The organism is Gottfriedia sp. NPDC057991 (assembly GCF_042886615.1).
GTDB lineage: Bacteria > Bacillota > Bacilli > Bacillales > Bacillaceae_G > Gottfriedia.
This window is the reverse complement of record NZ_JBHVQN010000008.1, coordinates 23,768-43,489: the sequence shown is the minus strand read 5'-3', so window position 1 is coordinate 43,489 and position 19,722 is coordinate 23,768. Positions and strand designations below refer to the sequence as shown.

General features: G+C 33.0%; 17 protein-coding genes and 1 riboswitch. Of the genes, 1 reads left to right on the top strand and 16 read right to left on the bottom strand.

Annotated elements, in window-relative coordinates; translation table 11 throughout:
* Nucleotides 1-118 precede the first annotated feature (118 nt).
* From metA to ACFVR2_RS22375, 5 genes are all read right to left on the bottom strand, one after another.
* On the bottom strand, nucleotides 119-1,024 hold the full coding sequence (metA, locus tag ACFVR2_RS22395; protein ID WP_387366991.1) for a homoserine O-acetyltransferase MetA: 906 nt from the start codon (nucleotides 1,022-1,024) through the stop codon (nucleotides 119-121).
* Nucleotides 1,025-1,153: 129 nt separating this feature from the next.
* Complete coding sequence (metH, locus tag ACFVR2_RS22390; protein ID WP_387366988.1) at nucleotides 1,154-4,531, bottom strand: methionine synthase; 3,378 nt, start codon at nucleotides 4,529-4,531, stop codon at nucleotides 1,154-1,156.
* On the bottom strand, nucleotides 4,528-6,354 hold the full coding sequence (locus tag ACFVR2_RS22385) for a bifunctional homocysteine S-methyltransferase/methylenetetrahydrofolate reductase (protein WP_387366985.1): 1,827 nt from the start codon (nucleotides 6,352-6,354) through the stop codon (nucleotides 4,528-4,530). Before ACFVR2_RS22385 ends, metH begins: the two co-directional genes overlap by 4 nt.
* 81 nt (nucleotides 6,355-6,435) lie before the next feature.
* Nucleotides 6,436-6,539, bottom strand: a riboswitch (SAM riboswitch).
* Between the two features lie 112 nt (nucleotides 6,540-6,651).
* Nucleotides 6,652-8,517, bottom strand: coding sequence for a squalene--hopene cyclase (shc, locus tag ACFVR2_RS22380; RefSeq protein ID WP_387366982.1), 1,866 nt, complete (start codon nucleotides 8,515-8,517; stop codon nucleotides 6,652-6,654).
* A 24-nt stretch (nucleotides 8,518-8,541) separates the two neighbouring features.
* Entirely contained in the window at nucleotides 8,542-8,829 is a 288-nt protein-coding gene (locus ACFVR2_RS22375) for a hypothetical protein (protein WP_387366979.1), read from the bottom strand.
* 278 nt (nucleotides 8,830-9,107) lie between these two features.
* Between ACFVR2_RS22375 and ACFVR2_RS22370 the strand changes: the two genes are divergently transcribed.
* Complete coding sequence (locus ACFVR2_RS22370; RefSeq protein WP_387366976.1) at nucleotides 9,108-9,560, top strand: hypothetical protein; 453 nt, start codon at nucleotides 9,108-9,110, stop codon at nucleotides 9,558-9,560.
* Between the two features lie 230 nt (nucleotides 9,561-9,790).
* Here ACFVR2_RS22370 and ACFVR2_RS22365 read toward each other — a convergent pair whose 3' ends face one another.
* The 11 genes from ACFVR2_RS22365 to hutU all read right to left on the bottom strand — a co-directional run bounded on the left by ACFVR2_RS22365 (nucleotide 9,791) and on the right by hutU (nucleotide 19,715).
* A complete protein-coding gene (locus ACFVR2_RS22365) occupies nucleotides 9,791-10,066 on the bottom strand; it encodes a DUF3892 domain-containing protein (protein WP_387367389.1) in 276 nt (91 codons plus the stop codon).
* A 246-nt stretch (nucleotides 10,067-10,312) separates the two neighbouring features.
* On the bottom strand, nucleotides 10,313-10,864 hold the full coding sequence (locus ACFVR2_RS22360; RefSeq protein ID WP_387366973.1) for an NADPH-dependent FMN reductase: 552 nt from the start codon (nucleotides 10,862-10,864) through the stop codon (nucleotides 10,313-10,315).
* Between the two features lie 111 nt (nucleotides 10,865-10,975).
* Nucleotides 10,976-11,158, bottom strand: coding sequence for a MarR family winged helix-turn-helix transcriptional regulator (locus tag ACFVR2_RS22355; RefSeq protein WP_387366970.1), 183 nt, complete (start codon nucleotides 11,156-11,158; stop codon nucleotides 10,976-10,978).
* A 488-nt stretch (nucleotides 11,159-11,646) separates the two neighbouring features.
* Nucleotides 11,647-12,024 (bottom strand): cysteine-rich CWC family protein, encoded by a 378-nt coding sequence (locus tag ACFVR2_RS22350; RefSeq protein ID WP_387366967.1) that lies wholly within the window; start codon nucleotides 12,022-12,024, stop codon nucleotides 11,647-11,649.
* A 400-nt stretch (nucleotides 12,025-12,424) separates the two neighbouring features.
* A complete protein-coding gene (locus tag ACFVR2_RS22345) occupies nucleotides 12,425-13,129 on the bottom strand; it encodes an HAD family hydrolase (protein ID WP_387366964.1) in 705 nt (234 codons plus the stop codon).
* A gap of 576 nt (nucleotides 13,130-13,705) precedes the next feature.
* Complete coding sequence (locus ACFVR2_RS22340; protein WP_387366961.1) at nucleotides 13,706-14,140, bottom strand: hypothetical protein; 435 nt, start codon at nucleotides 14,138-14,140, stop codon at nucleotides 13,706-13,708.
* A gap of 75 nt (nucleotides 14,141-14,215) precedes the next feature.
* Nucleotides 14,216-14,659, bottom strand: a complete 444-nt coding sequence (locus ACFVR2_RS22335; RefSeq protein WP_387366958.1) for a hypothetical protein — start codon at nucleotides 14,657-14,659, stop codon at nucleotides 14,216-14,218.
* Between the two features lie 87 nt (nucleotides 14,660-14,746).
* On the bottom strand, nucleotides 14,747-15,316 hold the full coding sequence (locus ACFVR2_RS22330) for a dihydrofolate reductase family protein (RefSeq protein ID WP_387366955.1): 570 nt from the start codon (nucleotides 15,314-15,316) through the stop codon (nucleotides 14,747-14,749).
* Nucleotides 15,317-15,838: 522 nt separating this feature from the next.
* A complete protein-coding gene (hutG, locus tag ACFVR2_RS22325; RefSeq protein WP_387366952.1) occupies nucleotides 15,839-16,798 on the bottom strand; it encodes a formimidoylglutamase in 960 nt (319 codons plus the stop codon).
* Nucleotides 16,779-18,002: an imidazolonepropionase gene (gene hutI / locus ACFVR2_RS22320; RefSeq protein WP_387367386.1), complete on the bottom strand. Its 1,224-nt coding sequence runs from the start codon at nucleotides 18,000-18,002 to the stop codon at nucleotides 16,779-16,781. The genes hutG and hutI overlap by 20 nt, the downstream gene beginning before the upstream one ends.
* A gap of 54 nt (nucleotides 18,003-18,056) precedes the next feature.
* Nucleotides 18,057-19,715, bottom strand: a complete 1,659-nt coding sequence (gene hutU / locus ACFVR2_RS22315) for a urocanate hydratase (RefSeq protein WP_387366949.1) — start codon at nucleotides 19,713-19,715, stop codon at nucleotides 18,057-18,059.
* Nucleotides 19,716-19,722: the final 7 nt, after the last annotated feature.

Genomic DNA, 19,722 nt, shown 5'->3' with positions numbered 1-19,722 from the left:
TAAAATTTGATATTATTTCCATTATGGGAATGTTTTATGAAAATAGCAAACATTTTTTTAAATTTTCCAATTATTTTTATTTATTATTTGACGAAATTATGAAACATAAATTTTAAAATCATAAATTGTAAGGGGTTTCTTGGTAAACATAATAATTTAACCAATTTGAGAAAAGTAGGTTAGCATGGCTTCTCCAACGAACAATTGGTGGTTTTTCCGGATTATCATTTCGAAAATAGTTTTTTGGAATAGTAATTTCCGCTCCTCTTTGTACATCTCTTTCATATTCAGATTTTAATGTATTAATACAATATTCATGATGTCCAGTTGCGAAAATTTGCTTTCCGTCCTCACTAGTAACAAGATGGACACCTGCATCATCTGATAGACTTAAAATCTTCAACTCTCCTATTTTATCGATGTCTTCCTTCTTAACTTCAGTGTGTCTTGAATGCGGTACATAATACTCGTCATCAAAGCCGCGTACTAGTTTCACAAAGCGATCCTCTACTGTATGTGGGAAAACGCCAAACATTTTTTTATCTAATGTATATTTAGGAACTCCGTAGTGATGATAAAGACCTGCTTGTGCACCCCAACATATATGCAATGTAGAAGTTACATTTTCTTTTGTGAAATCCATGATATCTTTAAGTTCCGACCAATATTCAACTTCCTCAAACTCCAGTGTCTCAACTGGAGCACCAGTAATAATAAAGCCATCATATTTTGTATTTTGAATTTGTGAAATTGTTTTATAAAAGCTTGAAACATGCTCTTCTGAAACGTTTTTTGGCTTGTATGTTTCAGTACCAATTAAATCGATATCTACTTGTATAGGTGAATTTGCAATTAAACGTAATAATTGCGTTTCGGTTTCAATTTTAGTTGGCATTAAATTTAAAATCCCTATTTGAAGCGGTCTTATATCTTGCGACTCCGCTCGCTCTTTGGTCATATAGAAAACATTTTCTTTCGTTAGTATTTCCGTTGCAGGTAGATCTTTGTTGATAATTACAGGCATTTTTTCCACTCCTCTTTTTTCTTAGGAAAAAGGTAGTAGAATGATGCATGAACTATTTCTACTACCTATTTGAAATGTTTAAACTAAATTTTGGTTTTATTGAATCAAATGAATAATTATTCTCTCTTTTTAAACTGAAAAATATCTTCCATCTTTATGTGAGAATACCATTGCAGTTACAGATGCTTCTGGTAGCATCATAAATCCTTCTGTCAGATTAATCCCAATTTCATTTGGGTTAATTAACTTAAATAGCTTTTCTTGATCCTCAAGATTTGGACACGCAGGGTAACCAAATGAAACTCTGATTCCTTGATATCTTGCTTTAAAACGCTCAGACATCGTGAAATCTGGACGATCTGGGAATCCCCATTTTTCTCTCATCAGCATATGAGTTTTTTCAGCTAAACCTTCTGCTAATTCTAAAGCTAATGAGAATAAAACGTGACTCTTTAAATACTCTCCTTCTTGTTTCAATCTTTCGGCAATATTTCTTACTCGTGGTCCCGATGTTACAGAAAAGAATCCAACATAATCCATTTCTTCACCAACAGGATTTAAAAAGTCGCTTATACAAAGGTTTGGTTCTTTTCTTTGTCTCGGAAATTGAAAACGTTCAATCGGTTTTTTAGTTTCAGAGTCATAGATTATAACATCATTGCCATCACTTTGAGCAGGGAAAAATTGATAGATTACTTGGCAGTCAAAATATTCATTTCCATCTTTTAAGAATTCTTGAACTAACTCGTATAACTCTTGGCCACGTTCTTGATTTTCCCATTTACCTTTTACCCCCAAATGATGTCCTATTAGCATTTGATAATTAATAAAAGGTGCCACTTGTGCTACTGGAATATTTTTTATGACCGTTTTGCTTAATGATGAAGGAACTAGGCAATCTGACTTTTGTATTGCTGATCTCTTTGTACTAACTTCAGGAACAGGCAATTCAATAACATTGTCTATTTTTTTAATTGCCTTTTTCTTTTCTTCCAATGCTTTTAATTCATTAGGATTAACAATTTTATTTGCTAAGTCTAAACCAGTCATCGCGTCATTTGAGTAAACCACTAATCCATCGTAAATGGGTTGAATACGGTTTTCAGTAAATTTTCTAGTTAATGCAGCGCCACCAACTAATATTGGTGTGTCTATCCCTGCACTTTTTAAGTCACCAGCTGTAATAACCATTTGTTGAGCAGACTTTACTAATAAGCCTGATAAGCCAATAATGTCTGGTTTGTTTTCACGAATCTTTGTAATTAAATCATCTGGTCGAATATTAATGCCTAAATTGACAACATCAAATCCGTTATTCGTCAAAATAATATCTACTAAGTTCTTTCCAATATCATGAACATCACCTTTAACTGTCGCTAAAATGACTTTCCCTTTTCTAGAGCTTTCAGTTTTCTCCATAAATTGCTCTAAAAAGTTTACAGATGCCTTCATTACTTCGGCACTTTGTAATACTTCCGCTACGATTAATTCATTATTATTGAAAAGTCTTCCAACTTCATCCATACCGGTCATTAGTGGACCATTAATAATATTTAACGGTATGTCACCACGGTCAAGGCAGGCTTGCAGATCTTCTATTAATCCTTGCTTCGAACCTTCAATTACACACGCCGCTAATCTTTCTTCAATCGGAAGCAGTTCTTTTGGTTTTTCTTCTTTCTTTACTGAATTTCTAAAATGCTCAACAAATTTATCTAAAGTTTCTTGTGACGTGTGGAATAATAAATTCTCAGCAAGCTCACGTTCTTCTGCAGGAATTGAAGCGAATCGTTCTAGTTTCTCAGTATTTACAATCGCATAATCAAGACCAGCTTTTGTAGAATGATATAAGAAAACTGCATTTAACACTTCACGACCAGCATTTGGTAATCCGAATGAAATATTACTTAAACCTAAAATTGTTAAACACTCTGGTAATTCATCTTTAATTAATTTAATTCCATCAATTGTCGCTTTTGCAGAACCGATATATTGCGTATCACCTGTTCCAACAGGGAAAACAAGTGGATCAAAGATGATGTCTGTCGCACGCATTTTATATTTTTCTGTTAATAGTTGATAACTTCTTTTTGCAATTTCCAATTTTCTTTCTGCTGATACAGCCATCCCATCTTCATCAATCGTACCAACTACAACTGCAGCACCATATTTATGAATGAAAGGTAAAATCTTCTCAAATCGCTCTTCCCCATCTTCTAGATTAATCGAATTAATAATCGCTTTACCTTGAATATAAGTAAGTGCTAATTCAATTACTTTTTCATCAGTTGAATCAATCATGATTGGAACTTTTACTTTATTAACTAACTGCTTTATGAAATTTTCCATATCTTCAACTTCATCACGATCTGGATCTGCCATACATACGTCGATAACATGGGCACCTTTTTTCACTTGAGCTCTAGCAATCTCTGAAGCTTCTTCAAATTTTCCGTCAGCTATTAATTTTTTAAATTTACGAGATCCAATAACGTTTGTTCTTTCACCGACGAAAAGTGGTCTCATACTATCATCATAGCGAAGTGATTCTAAACCACTAACAGCGTGATCCTCTCTTTTTTTAGGTTGACGAGGTGTTATTCCACTGATTGCTTCTTTCATTGCTCGAATATGTTCAGGAGTTGTTCCACAACAACCACCTATAATATTGATCCATCCTTGTTCAGCAAAATCACGTACTTTGTGCGCTAAAGATTCTGGTGATTCATGATAATGGCCATCTTCATCTGGTAAGCCAGCATTTGGATAACAAGATACAAATGTCTCAGATAGCTCTGACAATGAACGAACATGATCTCTCATAAACTCAGGTCCTGTTGCACAGTTTAAACCTACTGATATAGGCGAAATATGTTCAATGGCTAAATAAAAAGCATCAATTGTTTGACCTGCTAATGTTGTCCCCATTGGTTCAATTGTTCCGGAAATCATAACTGGTAATTTTTTATTTAGCTCGTTAAATGCATTACTAATTCCAATACAGGCAGCTTTAACATTTCTCATATCTTGACAAGTTTCAACTAATAAAACATCTACGCCACCATTTATTAATCCAGTTGCTTGTCGATTATATGCAGTAATTAATTCATCAAAAGTCACACCACCTGTAACACTGATTGCTTTTGTTGTTGGCCCCATAGCACCCGCTACATATACCTCTTTACCCGATGCCACAACTGCTTGTTTTGCAATCCTTGCTGCAATTTCATTTAGTTCAATATCTAAATGCTGTAAATTATAATCGGATAAAACAATATTAGTTGCTCCAAATGTGTTCGTTTCGATAATGTCAGACCCTGCATCTATATACTCCTCGTGAATTTCTTGTATAACATCTGGTCTTGTAACAACTAAATATTCATTACAACCATCGTATTCTTCTCCACCAAAGTCTTCTTCTGTTAAGTTTCTTTGCTGGATCATCGTTCCCATTGCTCCATCAAGAAGTAATATTTTTTCTTTTAATGCTATATCTAAAGTTTTCATAGTTGAATCTCCTCTTTATTGCTGCTTTTAGTAAATTGAATTAAGTCCTCTGTTATTTCATACTTCAAAAATGGAGTGATAAAATAAATCCCATTAAATTTATCCTTAACATAATCAATAAGCTCTTTTGCAATTTTTTTCCCTTCATCAACTGCTCTCTCAGGTTCAACAGATGAAATTCTATTTCTTACCTCTTCAGATAAAGTAATTCCTGGAACTTCATAATGGATAAAATCAGCATTTTTCTTACTAACTAGTGGCATAATTCCAATAAATATTGGCTGTTTAATATGACGTGTTGACTCATATAACTTATCAATCGTTTCAAAATCATAAATTGGCTGAGTTAAAAAATAATCTGCTCCCGCCTCAACCTTTTTCTCAAGCCTTTTAATTGCGGCATCAAACTTTCGAACATTCGGGTTAAAAGCTGCTGCGACAGAAAATCTCGTTCCATTTCCTAAACTTTTACCGGAATATAGCCTACCATCGTTCATTTCCTTAATCATTCGAATAAGTTCAAGTGATGCTACATCGTATACTGAAGTTGCACCTGGAAAATCTCCTACCCTTGCTGGATCACCGGTAATAGCAAGAACTTCATTTAATCCTAATGTAGATAGCCCCATTAAATGAGATTGAAGTCCAATCATATTACGATCTCTACAAGTTAAATGGGTCAAGACTGGTACATCCAATCTTTGAAGCAGTGATGCCATCGCAACATTCGAAATTCTAGGTGAAGCTAATGGATTATCTGCTAGCGTAATTGCATCAGCCCCTGCGCTATGTAATGCTTTCGCTCCTTCAAAAAACTTTCTCGTTTGTAGTGTTTTTGGCGGATCTAGCTCTGCAATGATCGTCGTTCTCTTTGTTGCCTTTTCTGGTAAAGTTTCATTCTTTTGTTCTTCTTGCTTAGGAATTGTAATTTTAATTGTTCTGTTTTTCACATCTTTTTTTGTAACCGGTTGTAAAGTATCAATCTTACTTCGTAAAGCAGCGATATGCGCTGGTGTTGTACCACAGCATCCACCGATTAGTCTTACACCTTGTTCAATAAATGGTTTTGCCATATCTTCAAAATATTCTGGATTCGATTTGTATACGTATTTTCCCTCATTGTATAGTGGTAATCCTGAATTCGGAAATGCCGATAAGTAACCATTCGTTGGTAATGAAACAGTATTTAATGACTCCAGCATATGAAGTGGTCCAAGATGACAATTGATTCCGACTACATCTGCACCTAAATCAATTAAATTAGGAAGAATTTTTTCAATATATTGGCCACTTTGCATGATGCCAATTTCTTGTAGTGTAACTTGTGCAATGATCGGTAAATCTGTTCTTCCTCTTAATAGATTTACAGCATCATATAATTCATTTTCATCATAAAATGTCTCAAGCATGATCCCATCTACGCCTTCTTCTAGTAACGCTGAAGCTTGCTCAAGTAGCATCATTTCTCGTTCTAAAGGTGTAGTAAAAGTAGAACCTACGTATTTCATTCCACCTATACCACCAATTACTAAAGCTCTTCCTTTTGATGCCGCTCTAGCATTTCTAACAGCCATTTGATTAATTTGCTTAACAAGCTTTTCCAAACCATATTGTCGCAGTTTTCCAGCATTAGCACCGTACGAATTTGTTTGAATTACTTCTGCGCCAGCATCTATATATTGTTCATGTATATGAATGATTCGATCACGCTCAGTAATATTAAGTTCTTCAAAACAGCTGTGAAGTCCGCCAGAATACAAAAGTGTTCCCATTGCGCCATCACCTAAAACAATTCCATCTTTTAACTTTTCCAATAAGCCCATTCAATCACTTCCCGTTTATATAAAATAAAAAACGCCATTCCCTCAAAAAAAATGAGAGAATGACGTTTAAGTACAGATCACGCCTTATCTCTCATGTTTTAAACATGCTGGATTTAGCACTTTTTAGCTTTCGCTAAAGTTGCCGGGTTTCAAAGGGCCAGTCCCTCCACCACTCTCGATAAGGATTATTTAGTTATATTCAATATAAAACAGTTTACTATATTTATATGATAAAGAAAAGACATTTATGGAAAGATTTCCAAAAATAAATTTATTTTGTTTACATAATAGTATTATTTAACTATTTTTATAGTGTGCTAGTGCTAATAGCGGATAAATTTCATTATAGCTATGGTAATGAATGTAAAACTGACCAGGTAATCCTAATCCGGTTGGATAAGTTAATGCTTTATTAGGCAATTCACTTTGGGTAGTTAAAAATTTAATCCCTTTTCTAATTACTTCATCCTCTTTATTACGAATCGATAGTAAAGTATCGACTGCCCACGCTGTTTGACTAGGCGTACTATATTTTAAAGGAACATATTTATTTTTAACAGGTGAAAGACCTGATTCTCCCCAACCTCCGTCTTCATTTTGAATACTAACTAACCATTTCTCAGCTTTTTTAATTGCCTCATGATTTTTAGGAATCCCTACAACTCTAAGACCAGTAATTGCTGCCCAAGTTCCATAAATATAACAAATTCCCCATCTACCATACCAACTACCATTTGATTTTTGGTTTTTTAAAAGCCAATTAACCGTCTTTTTCACAATCGGATCATCGTTTGAAATCGTCGTATAGTGTCCTATAAATTCTAATATACGTCCAGTTAAATCTGCAGTAGACGGATCGATGATTGCATCTTTTGCATTTTCAATTGGTAAAAATGTTAACCATTTATTCGTTACATTTTTTTCGAATGCTCCCCAACCACCATCGTCATTTTGAAGTCCAAGTAAAAAATGAACTCCCCTCAACCAACTTTCATGAATCGTGTTTTGATCCAAAGCACTTCTTGCAAGCGCCCTTAAAACTGCTCCTGTATCATCATTATCTGGGATAAAAGAATTTACATCAGAAAAGCCCCAACCACCAGGACTTAAATTTTTAGCATGAACCTTCCAGTCACCATTCATATTTTGTTGTTTCTTGATTAAGTAGTTGATCGATTTCGCAACAATCGGATCACTTATATGGTAACCAGCTTCTTGAATTGCATATGACAATAATGCAGTATCCCAAACTTTTGATGGCGAATTTTGAATATGAAGTCCCGCTTCTGTATCGGCTGCATATGAAAGAAGTCCTTGTAGCGCATTTTGAATGACAGATGAAGTAGCTTCATAACCTAAAGCCATTAAAGCATAAATCATATAAAATGTAGAACTGGCATAGCTGTAAAAAGTTCCATTTGTTTCAATACGATCTAGTATAAATCTTTCTGCCTTTTCATATCCTTTTTGGTGAAAATAGAGAGGATATGACGCTAGCTTTTTACCTTCTTCAAGTAAAAATTGGTAAAAACTCCCTCTCTCTTCATAAAACCATTCTACTTCACTAGTTTCTAGAAGATGATCAATATTTAAATCGTCATCCAATTTCACTTTAAATCGCTTATTAATACAAAGAATCATTGGAACTAAATGAACTCTAGCATAATTACTTAAATCAAATAAACTTAACGGCATTTTATCTGGCAGTAAAAAATAGCTCATTGGAAAGTAAAATAATTTAGGATACTCAATTAAACCATGAGTAGCCAGAATCATTTTTAACATAAAATGCGTTTTTTTTATACCACCGTTTTCACGAATAAATTTTTCAGCTTTTTTCATACTTGAATGTTCTTTTGTATACTTTTTTGAGATTAATAAAGCTATGTAAGCTTGTACTGTTGCATTTAAGTTACCATCTTTTTCATCCTCGTATAATTTCCAAGCTCCATTCGGATGTTGAAGATTGATAATACGATCAATAATCCCATCAATTACCTTTTGATTTTTGTATTCAAGATCATTCATTAATAAAATCATAAAACTATCCGTTAATAATGAACCTTCAAAACCATATTCCCAAGAACCTTCTTCATCTTGTTTCGTTCTTAGACGTTTGATCCGCTCTTCAATATTTCGTAAAACAATATTTTCGAGGTCCATTTTACCACCTCAGTTCAAATTTTTTTAAGGCTGATGGTATTTTTCCATTCTTGTTGAATGCTCAATTTCAATTTCTTCAATTTCATCAATATCTTCCAATGCCTCGATTTCTATTTTTTTACTAAAATAAATAATTGAAATAATAAATGCTAATAAGCTAAACGGTAACACCATTATTTTAAATCCGAACCAAGTAAATGAATGTAAAATATGAAAATAGCTACCAAGTAACAAGCAATAAGTAAGTAATAGCAGGTCGATCACAATTACACCGCAAAATGATTTTACTATTTTTATTAAAAAAGGATTCAACTAGATCACACTCCATTACTAATCTATGATTTAAATGTAAAATAATGAATTATTCTATGTAATTAGTACCTGATTCTTGGAAAAAACAACTATTTACACTGGATATATCAGGGAAATAAAAAATTTACTTTTAAAAATAGATAACTCTTTCAAAATGTTTCCTTTGAACTTTTTTCTCTAAAGTATTTTAAAAGTTAAATAATCTATTAAATGTCTAATCAGAATCTATTAAAAATGAATATAGTGAAAGGTATAATAGAAAAGGAGTGTTTTTTACTATGGCAGCAGAATTTGAAGAATTCAAAGATTTAAAAGAAGAAATTCAAGAGTTACTTGCAGCAGCTAATCCAGACGGCGCTATCAATTTTAATTTTATCAACATTGAAATTAAAGAGAATCGCATCCAAGTCGAACAAAGAGCTGAAGGCGGAGGACAAATTAATCGAAATGTTGGAATGAACGCAAATCAAGGCGGACAAAATGCTAGAGACAATAGTCATACAGCAAATGATCATTCACAATTCGCTGATGGAAATGGTAGAAGTGGTATTGCTGGAAGAGATAATGATGAATTAGGCGGACAGCAAGGAATTAAAATCAGAGAAAGCAGAATCAAAAGAAGCAGAATCAGAACTGATTCCGAACACACTGAAGGAGCAGTAACTGAAGACCAAGATGTTGAACAATTCCAATTACCAAGTTTAAATAGACTTAACAGAACAACAGAATAACCGAATTTCGGTTAGTAGATGACTCATTATTTTGAAGTCATAAAGTGTGGACAAGCTCTACTAAGATTTCAATAGAAAAGGACTAATCTTGATTGTGAATGTTGAGATTGAAATCCGATTGCAATTTATGTTCACTCTCTTACATATGTCATCAATTGAAGACATATGAGTATATCTTTTAAAAAACCCACGAGGAAAATCCCTAGTGGGTTATTTAAAGGCCATTCAGTCTAAAATTCTGGTAAATTACTTAAATTATTTTCTGCAATACCATCCGGTTCACTTCTGAGGATGTCGCGACCATACTTATGGATTACATCCACATGTGCTAAATTTCCACTTTTTGCTTCCTGCAAAGCTTGAAGATAATCTAGTTCACGATTTAAACTTGTTCTGAAACCAATTAAATCACCATCTTCATTTTTACGAACAGCAACAATATGTTCTTTGTCTTGATTTACTGAATCCTCTATCGTTTGTTCGTCATCACTTTGATTTCTATACATTTCGTATGCTTCTTCAAATCGATCCTGTGTCATATTTGTATCCTCCTTTTTTCATTAGTTTTGCCATTGATGTAGGATGTAAAACTAGTTGTTGTTCGACTAAAGAATGAGTTAGTTGAAGTGTAAAGGTTAACAAACTATTTATTGTAGAGTGCATTCTCGAAAATGAATTTATTAACTAGATAAAAAAAATATCAGACACTTTTATAGCGTCTGATATTCGTAACATAGTTCACTTTATAAAGACTATTGTCTCAAGGTTTTTAATGCACCACTCCATGCAACAACTTGGTCAAGCATTGCATTTACATTATTAAGGTGTAATTCAGCTGGCTTAAAAGTAGTATAGTTTTCAAAATCGGTAAATAAGGACAGTGTAGGGTGAACACGTACATCTGCAATCATTAGCTCACCCATTATTCCTCGTAAATGTTCTGCTGCACGGGCACCGCCAGTTGAACCATAACTAACGATCCCTGCTGCTTTGTTATTCCAGGCTTCACGAGCTAAATCAAGTGCATTTTTTAGGGCTCCTGTTATACTGTGATTATATTCTTGAACGATAAATACGAATCCATCCAAGCTGTTAAGTTTTTCGTTCCATGCTGCAATTCCTGGATCAGTCCCATCAGTTGTTCCTAAAAAAGGCAATTGATAATCAGCAATATCTACAATTTCATAGTTTACATCTCCTCGTTTGTCAGCAATTCCTTTAACCCATTCTCCAACTTGTGGGCTAACTCGTCCTTGTCTTGTACTTCCTAAAATAATACCCACATTTAATTTTTCATTTGACATTGTTTTTTCCTCCTATTTAACATATTAAAATTTATTTTTCCAAATTTTGTGCACCAATTCCATTCTCTTAAATAAATCAATTAGCTGTTCTTTTTCATCATTCGATATAAATCATAAATTTTGAGAAATGGTTGGAACCTGTTTGGGAAAAACTTCGTCAAATAACGTTCTTCCTTCTTCTGTCAGTACGACATTAGAAGCCCTTCTATCATTTGGGTTTGGTTGTCTTTCTACAAGACCCTTCTTTTCTAACTTAACAACGAGTAAGTAGGTGTTTGCTTTATCACTTGGCATAAATATAGCTCGAAAGAATTTTAAACCCTTCAGTCTATTATGTATACTTATCGTTTTTAATTACCTTTTTGGATAATATTACCATAAAGTAAAGATTTCTCTATAATTGGTAAATATCCTTTTATTTTCAAAATTTTTATTGATACCTGCTTTTTACATAAATAAAAAATCCTTAAATTTGAAACTCGTGTTGTTCAACTATCGCATGCTTTCGCTGAACAGGAACTTAGTAGCTGATTAATAGATCAGCTACTATTTTACTACTTGGGGAAAATTAATCAGTTCAGTAATTTTTTTAAGAGGTCCAATTTATGAAGAATAATAGAGGTTCATTTATCTTTTTTCTCAGTCTGTTATTGCTATTCTACTAGGTATCTGGGGAATAATAGGAAGTAGCACTTATTTTTAAACTAAAATACACTAACGCATGCGTGAATATCACAAGTCACCTTCCATTGAGCCTTGTTGTAAATATTCATATTCCATTATTAACACCTCTGATTATTATTACGTTCTTCTGTGCATCTTAGGTAATTAGCACATTTCTCTTTGAAACACTTAGTTACTATTCCTGGTTTAAGTTTATCTTTAAACTTCTCATAGCAGTAACATACTTCATCGTCCTGTTTAGGTGCATTCTTTCGACCAAAGACCATTGGTCCGATATCAGAAGGTTTTAGGTCTCCTATTCTGTTATCTTCTTTGTACTTATCTAAACACGACTTACATATACAAGATCTTCTTACCTCTTCTGGTGATATCTGATTAAAGATCTCTCTTGGGAAATACTCATCATTACACCAACAAGTCTTCCCACTTGAGCACTTATTCTCATTACCACACATAGGACAGAGCTTAATTGCCATTAAATACCCTCCTTAACAATCTGGTTACCAAAAGGAAATACCTTTTTAATCATTTAATTGGTTTACCAAATTTATCCATTTAATTATATCATTCCATAATAAACTAAACTGCTATTTTGTTGAATAAGAATTCTGCCATCACAATTGATTAAACTCTAAATTTTCACGACAAAAAACCAGAAAAGTTTATTACAACTTTTCTGGTTTTGTCACTTTCTACTCAATAATTACAATAATTCAACTTAGATTTCCAAATCCATTTATTCTATTCATCAAAATGCTAGATCAATTATCATCGATAAGTGAAATAGTGTATGCATTAATTCAACAACATGATTGACTATTCCAAAGAGTTGTTAATTATACTATAGATAAATAAAATGACTGAAAAAAAAAGCCCTTAAAGGTTTACCAAATTACCAAATAAAAGTAATTTTATTTCGACTAATGACTTAATACTCTCTATTCTGTGATTATGCTCAATTTCGTCATAAGACCATGAATCTCTAATAATATGAATTGCTTTCATACCTGCATCTAAAGCAGGTACAATGTCACTTCTAAGAGAGTTCCCGATCATTACTGGATTACTTAGTTTTTCATTTAACTCAAGATAAGTATTTATATCTTTTTTATTAGTAATAAATACGTTATCAAAATGTTTCACTAAGCCAGTATCCATCACCCGCTTTGATTGTACGTCTTTTTCACCTAAAGTCAATATAGTCATACTTGCCACATCTTTGTGATTTGATAATACTTCTATTATAAATGTGTCATTTTGCAGTGGTATATTTACTTTAAATATCGTTTTTGCTAAAGATTGTAATTGATCAATGACAATGCTTGATATCTCTAAATTATTTCTAGTTGCCAATAAATCTAAAGTTGAATCCCATGCATAAGGATATCTCCCTTTACTGAAACCCATATCTTTAATTAATTCCAGATCGATTTTATTGAAAACTTCTTTAATGTCATTTATTAAAACTTTTTCATCTAGCGCTTGCTGCACTAAATTCGCACATAAATCTACATTATGCCGAAATGCAGCTTGGGTTTGAATTAATGTATCGTCTAAATCAAAAATTAAATCATATTTCATAATTAATTTATCTCACTTTCTAAACTGAACCATATTGTTATTAATTTTCACATTTGCCTATTTATTCGGCTTTATTAATTATATATGCTAATTTGCTGAGTGTCCCTAATTTACTCTTAAAATAATATAAAAGTATACCTAAAGTTTTTTTCCAATTTACTGTAAAATTTTATTTACATCCATTAGCTAATATTCTTTTAACAAAAAAGAGGAAGATCCTTAGATCATCCTCTTTTTTGTTACTCTAATAATGAATCTTCAACTACATAGTATATCAATAACTAAGAAAAAATTAATTTATTGAGAATAAAAACAATTAATAACAAAGTAAAATACATTAAAATTTCTTTAGTTTTCCATTTATCAACAAAATAAACAATGATAAAAACATATAGAACAGACAAAATTAACATAATGAAATCGGATAAATGAAAAAAGTATTGTAAACATGAAAAAACGATAACAATTAAAAATACATGAAGACCCTCGAGATCTTTTTTACCTTCTTCTTTGACTTCATCACTCATAGCTTTTCACCTCATTTGAAGAGAAAGTTATATTATACTAAAATATCAGTCATACATACCACGCATCTTCAGTGAATTCATTCCACTCCACTTTAAAACTTTTCGCCTTGAGTTTAATGCTACAAAAATTATGTGTTTTCCAGTCAGTACCAAAAATTTCATAGATGAAATCTTGTTCAACTAGTTGCTGTTTAACCTCTAAAAATTCCATTCCATCTAAGTCTATAAGTTTGACTTCTTTTTCCTGATCATCATTTATATAGATAATTGCTTTACTCATTTTTACATTATAGAATGTCAATTTACATTTATCTGTTGATTTCGCTACTTTAAAAGGATTTAGGGGATGATCATTAGAGATGTAAATAAACTCAAAATCGATAGTAACAATATCTTTTTCTATTTTTATTTCTTCAACGATACAATCGTGAAAATCTAAGTAATCAAAGTAATCGTTTGTTGTTTGATATTTCCATGGGTTCATGATCCATCCTCCTTTTCTTCAACGAACGACTCGATTTAGATGAATAAGAACATTGTAATATTATGTATTTTATAACTAGTCCCAATGATTAAATAATACTTCACCTATTCTATTAGGTTTCCAGTAAGCTATTTGTTTTAATTCTGCACTATTTAATTTATTCTCACTTTTTAAAATGAGTGGTTCATTCAACTCACTTGTACTCAACACTATATAAAATGGGCTAAACTCTTCTTTTAATTGAGGAACATCTAAAAAATTTATTTCACCAAAATTAACTGCTGAAGCAAAAGCTAAAAATGGATAATGAGCATTCAAAAGAATGTAAAAATATTTATTGGAAACTTTTACTTCCATTGCAAAAAAATTTGTAGCAACTTGTGATTCTCTAAAATTCAAAATTGTTCCTTTATTTTGGTTTATTATACTAAAACACAATTTTTTAAATTGCATACCATCAGTATTGGGAGGTACATTTTGTTTTTCATAGAAGCCAGTTATACCATTAAGAAGTATCATAGTTACCACCTTAATTTTCCAATAATTTTTTACTAGATATAATTAAAATAATTACTGCTATAACCAAATGTAAAGCTCTTAAAAAACTTATTCTTCCTTCAAATGATAAGTTACCTGCACAACTCCAGAAGAAAACGTTCTATTATTCATCATAATAAAATTCTTTCTCTGTTTTATGTCAGCAAACAAAGGTTTTCCTTCAGCCAATATTATAGGATGAATTGATAATCTAAATTCATCTACTAGCCCTAAATTTATAAATGATGTAATAAGGCTTGATCCGCCATACAACCAGATGTCTTTACCGGGCTTTTCCTTCAATTTATTTACTTCTTCAATTATATTTTTATTAATAAATATTGCTTTATTTTCATCTTTTGTTTGAGTTCTGGAAAATACATATTTTTCCTTACTATGGACTAAATTCCACATTTCTTTATCAGATTCAGAGTCATCAATACTTGGAGTATAATTTCCCCACAAATCATAGCTTTTTCGACCATATAAAATAGTATCTATTTGATTCAAGAAATTTGTGAATTCCATTTCAGGATCCATTATGCACCAATCAATTTCTCCGTTTTTCCCTTCTATAAAACCATCTAATGTAACCGCTAAATCTAAAATTATTTTTCTTTGTTTTATGCTATTTACCAAAACTGTTCCTCCTACTTTCTTTTATACATTTTTTAACTTTGTAACTCTCGCCGAATATTTGTTCTTATTTTGATTATAACAAGCAAGCTTGGTGCTATCAAATATCGATATATTGGATTAAAAGAACTAAAAACATCAGGATTTGCTATTTTAGAACGTGTATTCTAAGTTTATTTGCACTTTGGTTAATTTTATTTGCAGTTTTGAAATTTTTATTTGCACTTTTCACAATTTTAATTGTAGTTTAGTTATTTTTAATTGCACTTTTCCCAATTTTAATTGCAGTTTCTATATTTTTATTTGCTCTCACACATCTCTTATTTGCACTTTGACCTTTATTTCTACCTCGTGGCTCTTATTTACACTGTTATAAAATTTATTAACAGTCTCACTTCTCTTATTTGCACTTCGACCTTTATTTCTACTTCATGGCTCTTATTTGCACTGTTTCAAATTTTATTTCCACCACTACCAATAAAAAGCAAAAAACCCGTAAACAACGAAGTTTACGAGTTTCACATTTTACTTATTTAACAGTTTAACCTTCTCAACAAGAAAGTTTAAGATAACATGTGCTGCGATTCTGCTTGTCATGTCACGGAAATCGATTGTTGGGTCAAGCTCAACAATATCCATTCCAGTAACTTTTGGATGTGATGCTAGATAACAGATACCATCTAATAGAGTTTGACTGTCCATTCCTCCAGGTCCAATTGCTGGGCAACCAGGAGCAAATGCTTGGTCTAGTACGTCCATATCTAGACTAATGTAAATTGCATCTACTTTGTCTGCTAAATGATTGATGCTCTCTTTAATAATTTTTGAGATTCCTAATTCGCGAACATCGCGCATTGAATAGATTGTTACTCCGTTATTTACACCGAATTCAGTGTATGGAGCACTATTTGAAAAATTTCGGATTCCAATTTGAACTAAATGTTCACCTTTTAGAATGCCTTCGTCAATCAAGCTACGGAAAGGTGTACCGTTTGAACGTCCACCATCTTCAGTATTTCTTAAGTCATGATGAGCATCAAATTGGATAACTCCTACTGTTCCTCGTTCTTTTGCAAAAGCTGAAATGCTTGGAAAGCTTATTCCGTGATCCCCACCTAAAATGATTGGCATCGTTTCTTTATATTGACCTAGCAATTCAGAGATTGTAGATCTAATACGATTTCTTGACTCTTCAAAATCAGTCACATGCATCGTAATATCACCAAAATCAGTTACATTGAAATCCTTTAAATCAATTTGGTCTTCAATATGATAAGTACTGTAGCTACTTATCATTTTTCGAATTGAAGCAGGTGCGAAGCTTGCGCCTGAATGACTAATTGATGTTTTAGACAATGGTACACCGATAATTGAGAAATTTGATGCTTCTGTTCCATTCCATGCAGAGATGATTTCATTTGCTTTTGTTACTTTTGAATCAATGAAATTTGCATCTCCTGCTTTTTTAAGATGTGATAGCGACATCGTGTTCACCCCTACTTACTACTAATTTACCATTCTTAAATACTGATTCTACATGATTTACACCAAAATGGTAAGGTACATAAGTATAGTTTGGTACATTCCAAATAACAACATCTGCCTTACGACCAATTTTTAGTTTACCAGCTTGGTCTCCACGATTAATCGCATATGATGAGTTAATCGTAACGGCATTCCAAATTTCTTCAGGCGTCATTTTTAGTTTAAGCATTGCAATTGTCATGATTAATTGTAAATTTTCAGTTGGGCAGCTTCCTGGGTTGAAATCAGTTGCTAATGAAACTGCTACGTTATTTTCAATCATCGCTCGTGCAGGTGCAAATTCAGGTTTATTCAAATAGAAAGTAGTTCCTGGTAAAATGACACCGATTGTGTTGCTCTTACCAAGCATTTCTACACCTTTTTCAGATGCTCCACATAGATGATCAGCGGAAATAGCGCCAATTTCAGCTGCCATTTCAGTACCACCTAGAGGATCGATTTCATCGGCATGAATTTTCACGTTAAAGCCTTGTTCTTTTGCTTTTAATAAAAATTCTCTAGATTGTTCAACTGAAAATACACCAGTTTCAGCGAATACATCTACAAATTCGGCAAGTTCTTCTTCTTTAATAACATCTAATAAAGAAAGCATTTTTTCTAAGAAAGCTTCTTCATTTCCTTTATACTCTTTAGGTACTGCATGTGCACCTAAGAAAGTTGAAACTAAATCAATATCATGCTCAGCTTGTAATTCCTTAGCAACTCGAAGTTGTTTTAATTCAGTTTCTTCATCAAGTCCATACCCACTTTTTGCTTCAACTGTTGTTACACCGAATGAAAGCATTGTGTTTAAATGATGAATCGTTTTCTTTTTTAAATCCTCATGTGAAGCTAATTTAGTTTGACTTACAGTAGAATGGATCCCGCCACCCATTTCTAGTATTTCTAAATAAGAAGCACCTTGTAATTTCAAACTAACTTCATGCTCACGTGATCCTCCAAAGACCACGTGAGTATGAGGGTCAACTAATCCTGGAGTGACTAGTTTTCCCTGGCAATCAATTACTTCTTTTGCATCAATTTTCTGTTCGTTCATTTGTCCGATATAAATAATTTGCCCATCTTTCCATGCGATTTCTGCATTTTTTAAAACAGGTAGATTACTCATGTCTTTACCATGAATTGGACCATCGCCATGATCCATCGTTAATAATTGACCAATATTTGTTAATAGAATATCTGCTTTCAATTCTAACACCTACTTCATCATTGGGATGTTTACGCCTTTTGCTTTCGCGGTTTCAACAGCTAAATCATAACCTGCATCAACGTGACGAACTACACCCATTCCTGGATCTGAAGTTAATACTCTTTCGATACGTTTTGCAGCTGCATCTGTACCGTCAGCAACGATTACCATACCAGCATGTAAAGAGTAACCCATACCTACTCCACCACCATGGTGTACACTTACCCAGCTTGCGCCATTTACACCATTAATAAGTGCATTTAGGATTGGCCAGTCAGCTACTGCGTCACTACCATCTTTCATGCTTTCTGTTTCACGATTTGGAGATGCTACAGATCCACAATCTAAATGGTCACGACCGATTACGATTGGAGCTTTTAATTCGCCATTTTTAACCATTTCATTAATGATTTTACCGAATTTAGCACGCTCACCGTAGCCTAACCAACAAATACGTGATGGTAAACCTTGGAATGCAACCTTTTCACGAGCCATACGGATCCAGTTACATAAATGCTCGTTATCAGCAAATTCGCGTAAAATGACTTCGTCTGTTTTGTATATATCTTCTGGATCACCAGAAAGTGCTACCCAACGGAAAGGACCTTTACCTTCACAGAATAATGGACGAATAAATGCAGGTACGAAACCAGGGAAATCAAATGCATTTTTAACGCCTTCATCTAAAGCAACTTGACGAATGTTATTACCGTAATCAAATGCAATTGCACCACGTTGTTGCATCGCTAAAATTGCTTCAACATGAACTGCCATACTATGTTTTGCACGTTTAATTACTTCATCTGGATTTTGAGCGCGAAGTTTCTTTCCTTCTTCCATTGTCATTCCAATTGGTAAATATCCATTTAATGGATCATGTGCTGAAGTTTGGTCAGTAATTAAATCTGGTACAAAATTACGTTCAACTAATTGAGGTAAAATTTCAGCAGCATTACCTACTAAGCCGATTGCTAAAGCTCTTCCTTCGTTTTTAGCTTCAGTTGCAAGTTGTAATGCTTCTTCTAAATCGTGCGTTAATACGTCACAATATCTAGTGTCAATACGACGTTGAATTCTAGTTTCATCTACATCAATACCGATTACAACTCCACCATTCAATGTTACAGCTAGAGGTTGAGCTCCACCCATACCGCCAAGTCCTGCTGTAATTGTAATTGTACCTTTTAAGCTGCCACCAAAATGTTGTTTAGCAGCTTCTCCAAATGTTTCATAAGTACCTTGTAAGATTCCTTGTGTACCGATGTAAATCCAGCTACCAGCAGTCATTTGACCATACATCATTAAGCCTTTTTCATCTAATTCACGGAAGTGTTCCCAAGTTGCCCATTTTGGAACTAAGTTTGAGTTTGCTAATAAAACTCGTGGTGCATCTTCATGAGATTTGAATACTGCAACTGGTTTACCTGATTGAACTAATAATGTTTCATCGCTCTCTAATTTCTTTAATGATTCAATAATTGCATCAAAGCTTTCCCAGTTTCTTGCAGCTTTACCGATTCCACCGTATACAACTAAATCTTCTGGTCTTTCTGCTACTTCTTCGTCTAAGTTGTTTAATAACATACGAAGGGCTGCTTCTTGAACCCAACCTTTCGTGTTTAATTCAGTACCTATTGGCGCTTTTAAAGATCCTTTTGTGATTTCCATTTTAATT

What these genes read in the sequence shown, in the direction of transcription:
- metA (WP_387366991.1), bottom strand. Translation starts at nt 1,024, where the DNA reads ATGCCTGTAATTATCAACAAAGATCTACCTGCAACGGAAATACTAACG.
- metH (WP_387366988.1), bottom strand. Translation starts at nt 4,531, where the DNA reads ATGAAAACTTTAGATATAGCATTAAAAGAAAAAATATTACTTCTTGAT.
- ACFVR2_RS22385 (WP_387366985.1), bottom strand. Translation starts at nt 6,354, where the DNA reads ATGGGCTTATTGGAAAAGTTAAAAGATGGAATTGTTTTAGGTGATGGC.
- shc (WP_387366982.1), bottom strand. Translation starts at nt 8,517, where the DNA reads ATGGACCTCGAAAATATTGTTTTACGAAATATTGAAGAGCGGATCAAA.
- ACFVR2_RS22370 (WP_387366976.1), top strand. Translation starts at nt 9,108, where the DNA reads ATGGCAGCAGAATTTGAAGAATTCAAAGATTTAAAAGAAGAAATTCAA.
- ACFVR2_RS22365 (WP_387367389.1), bottom strand. Translation starts at nt 10,066, where the DNA reads ATGTATAGAAATCAAAGTGATGACGAACAAACGATAGAGGATTCAGTA.
- ACFVR2_RS22360 (WP_387366973.1), bottom strand. Translation starts at nt 10,864, where the DNA reads ATGTCAAATGAAAAATTAAATGTGGGTATTATTTTAGGAAGTACAAGA.
- ACFVR2_RS22355 (WP_387366970.1), bottom strand. Translation starts at nt 11,158, where the DNA reads ATGCCAAGTGATAAAGCAAACACCTACTTACTCGTTGTTAAGTTAGAA.
- ACFVR2_RS22350 (WP_387366967.1), bottom strand. Translation starts at nt 12,024, where the DNA reads ATGGCAATTAAGCTCTGTCCTATGTGTGGTAATGAGAATAAGTGCTCA.
- ACFVR2_RS22345 (WP_387366964.1), bottom strand. Translation starts at nt 13,129, where the DNA reads ATGAAATATGATTTAATTTTTGATTTAGACGATACATTAATTCAAACC.
- ACFVR2_RS22340 (WP_387366961.1), bottom strand. Translation starts at nt 14,140, where the DNA reads ATGAACCCATGGAAATATCAAACAACAAACGATTACTTTGATTACTTA.
- ACFVR2_RS22335 (WP_387366958.1), bottom strand. Translation starts at nt 14,659, where the DNA reads ATGATACTTCTTAATGGTATAACTGGCTTCTATGAAAAACAAAATGTA.
- hutG (WP_387366952.1), bottom strand. Translation starts at nt 16,798, where the DNA reads ATGTCGCTATCACATCTTAAAAAAGCAGGAGATGCAAATTTCATTGAT.
- hutI (WP_387367386.1), bottom strand. Translation starts at nt 18,002, where the DNA reads ATGGATCATGGCGATGGTCCAATTCATGGTAAAGACATGAGTAATCTA.
- hutU (WP_387366949.1), bottom strand. Translation starts at nt 19,715, where the DNA reads ATGGAAATCACAAAAGGATCTTTAAAAGCGCCAATAGGTACTGAATTA.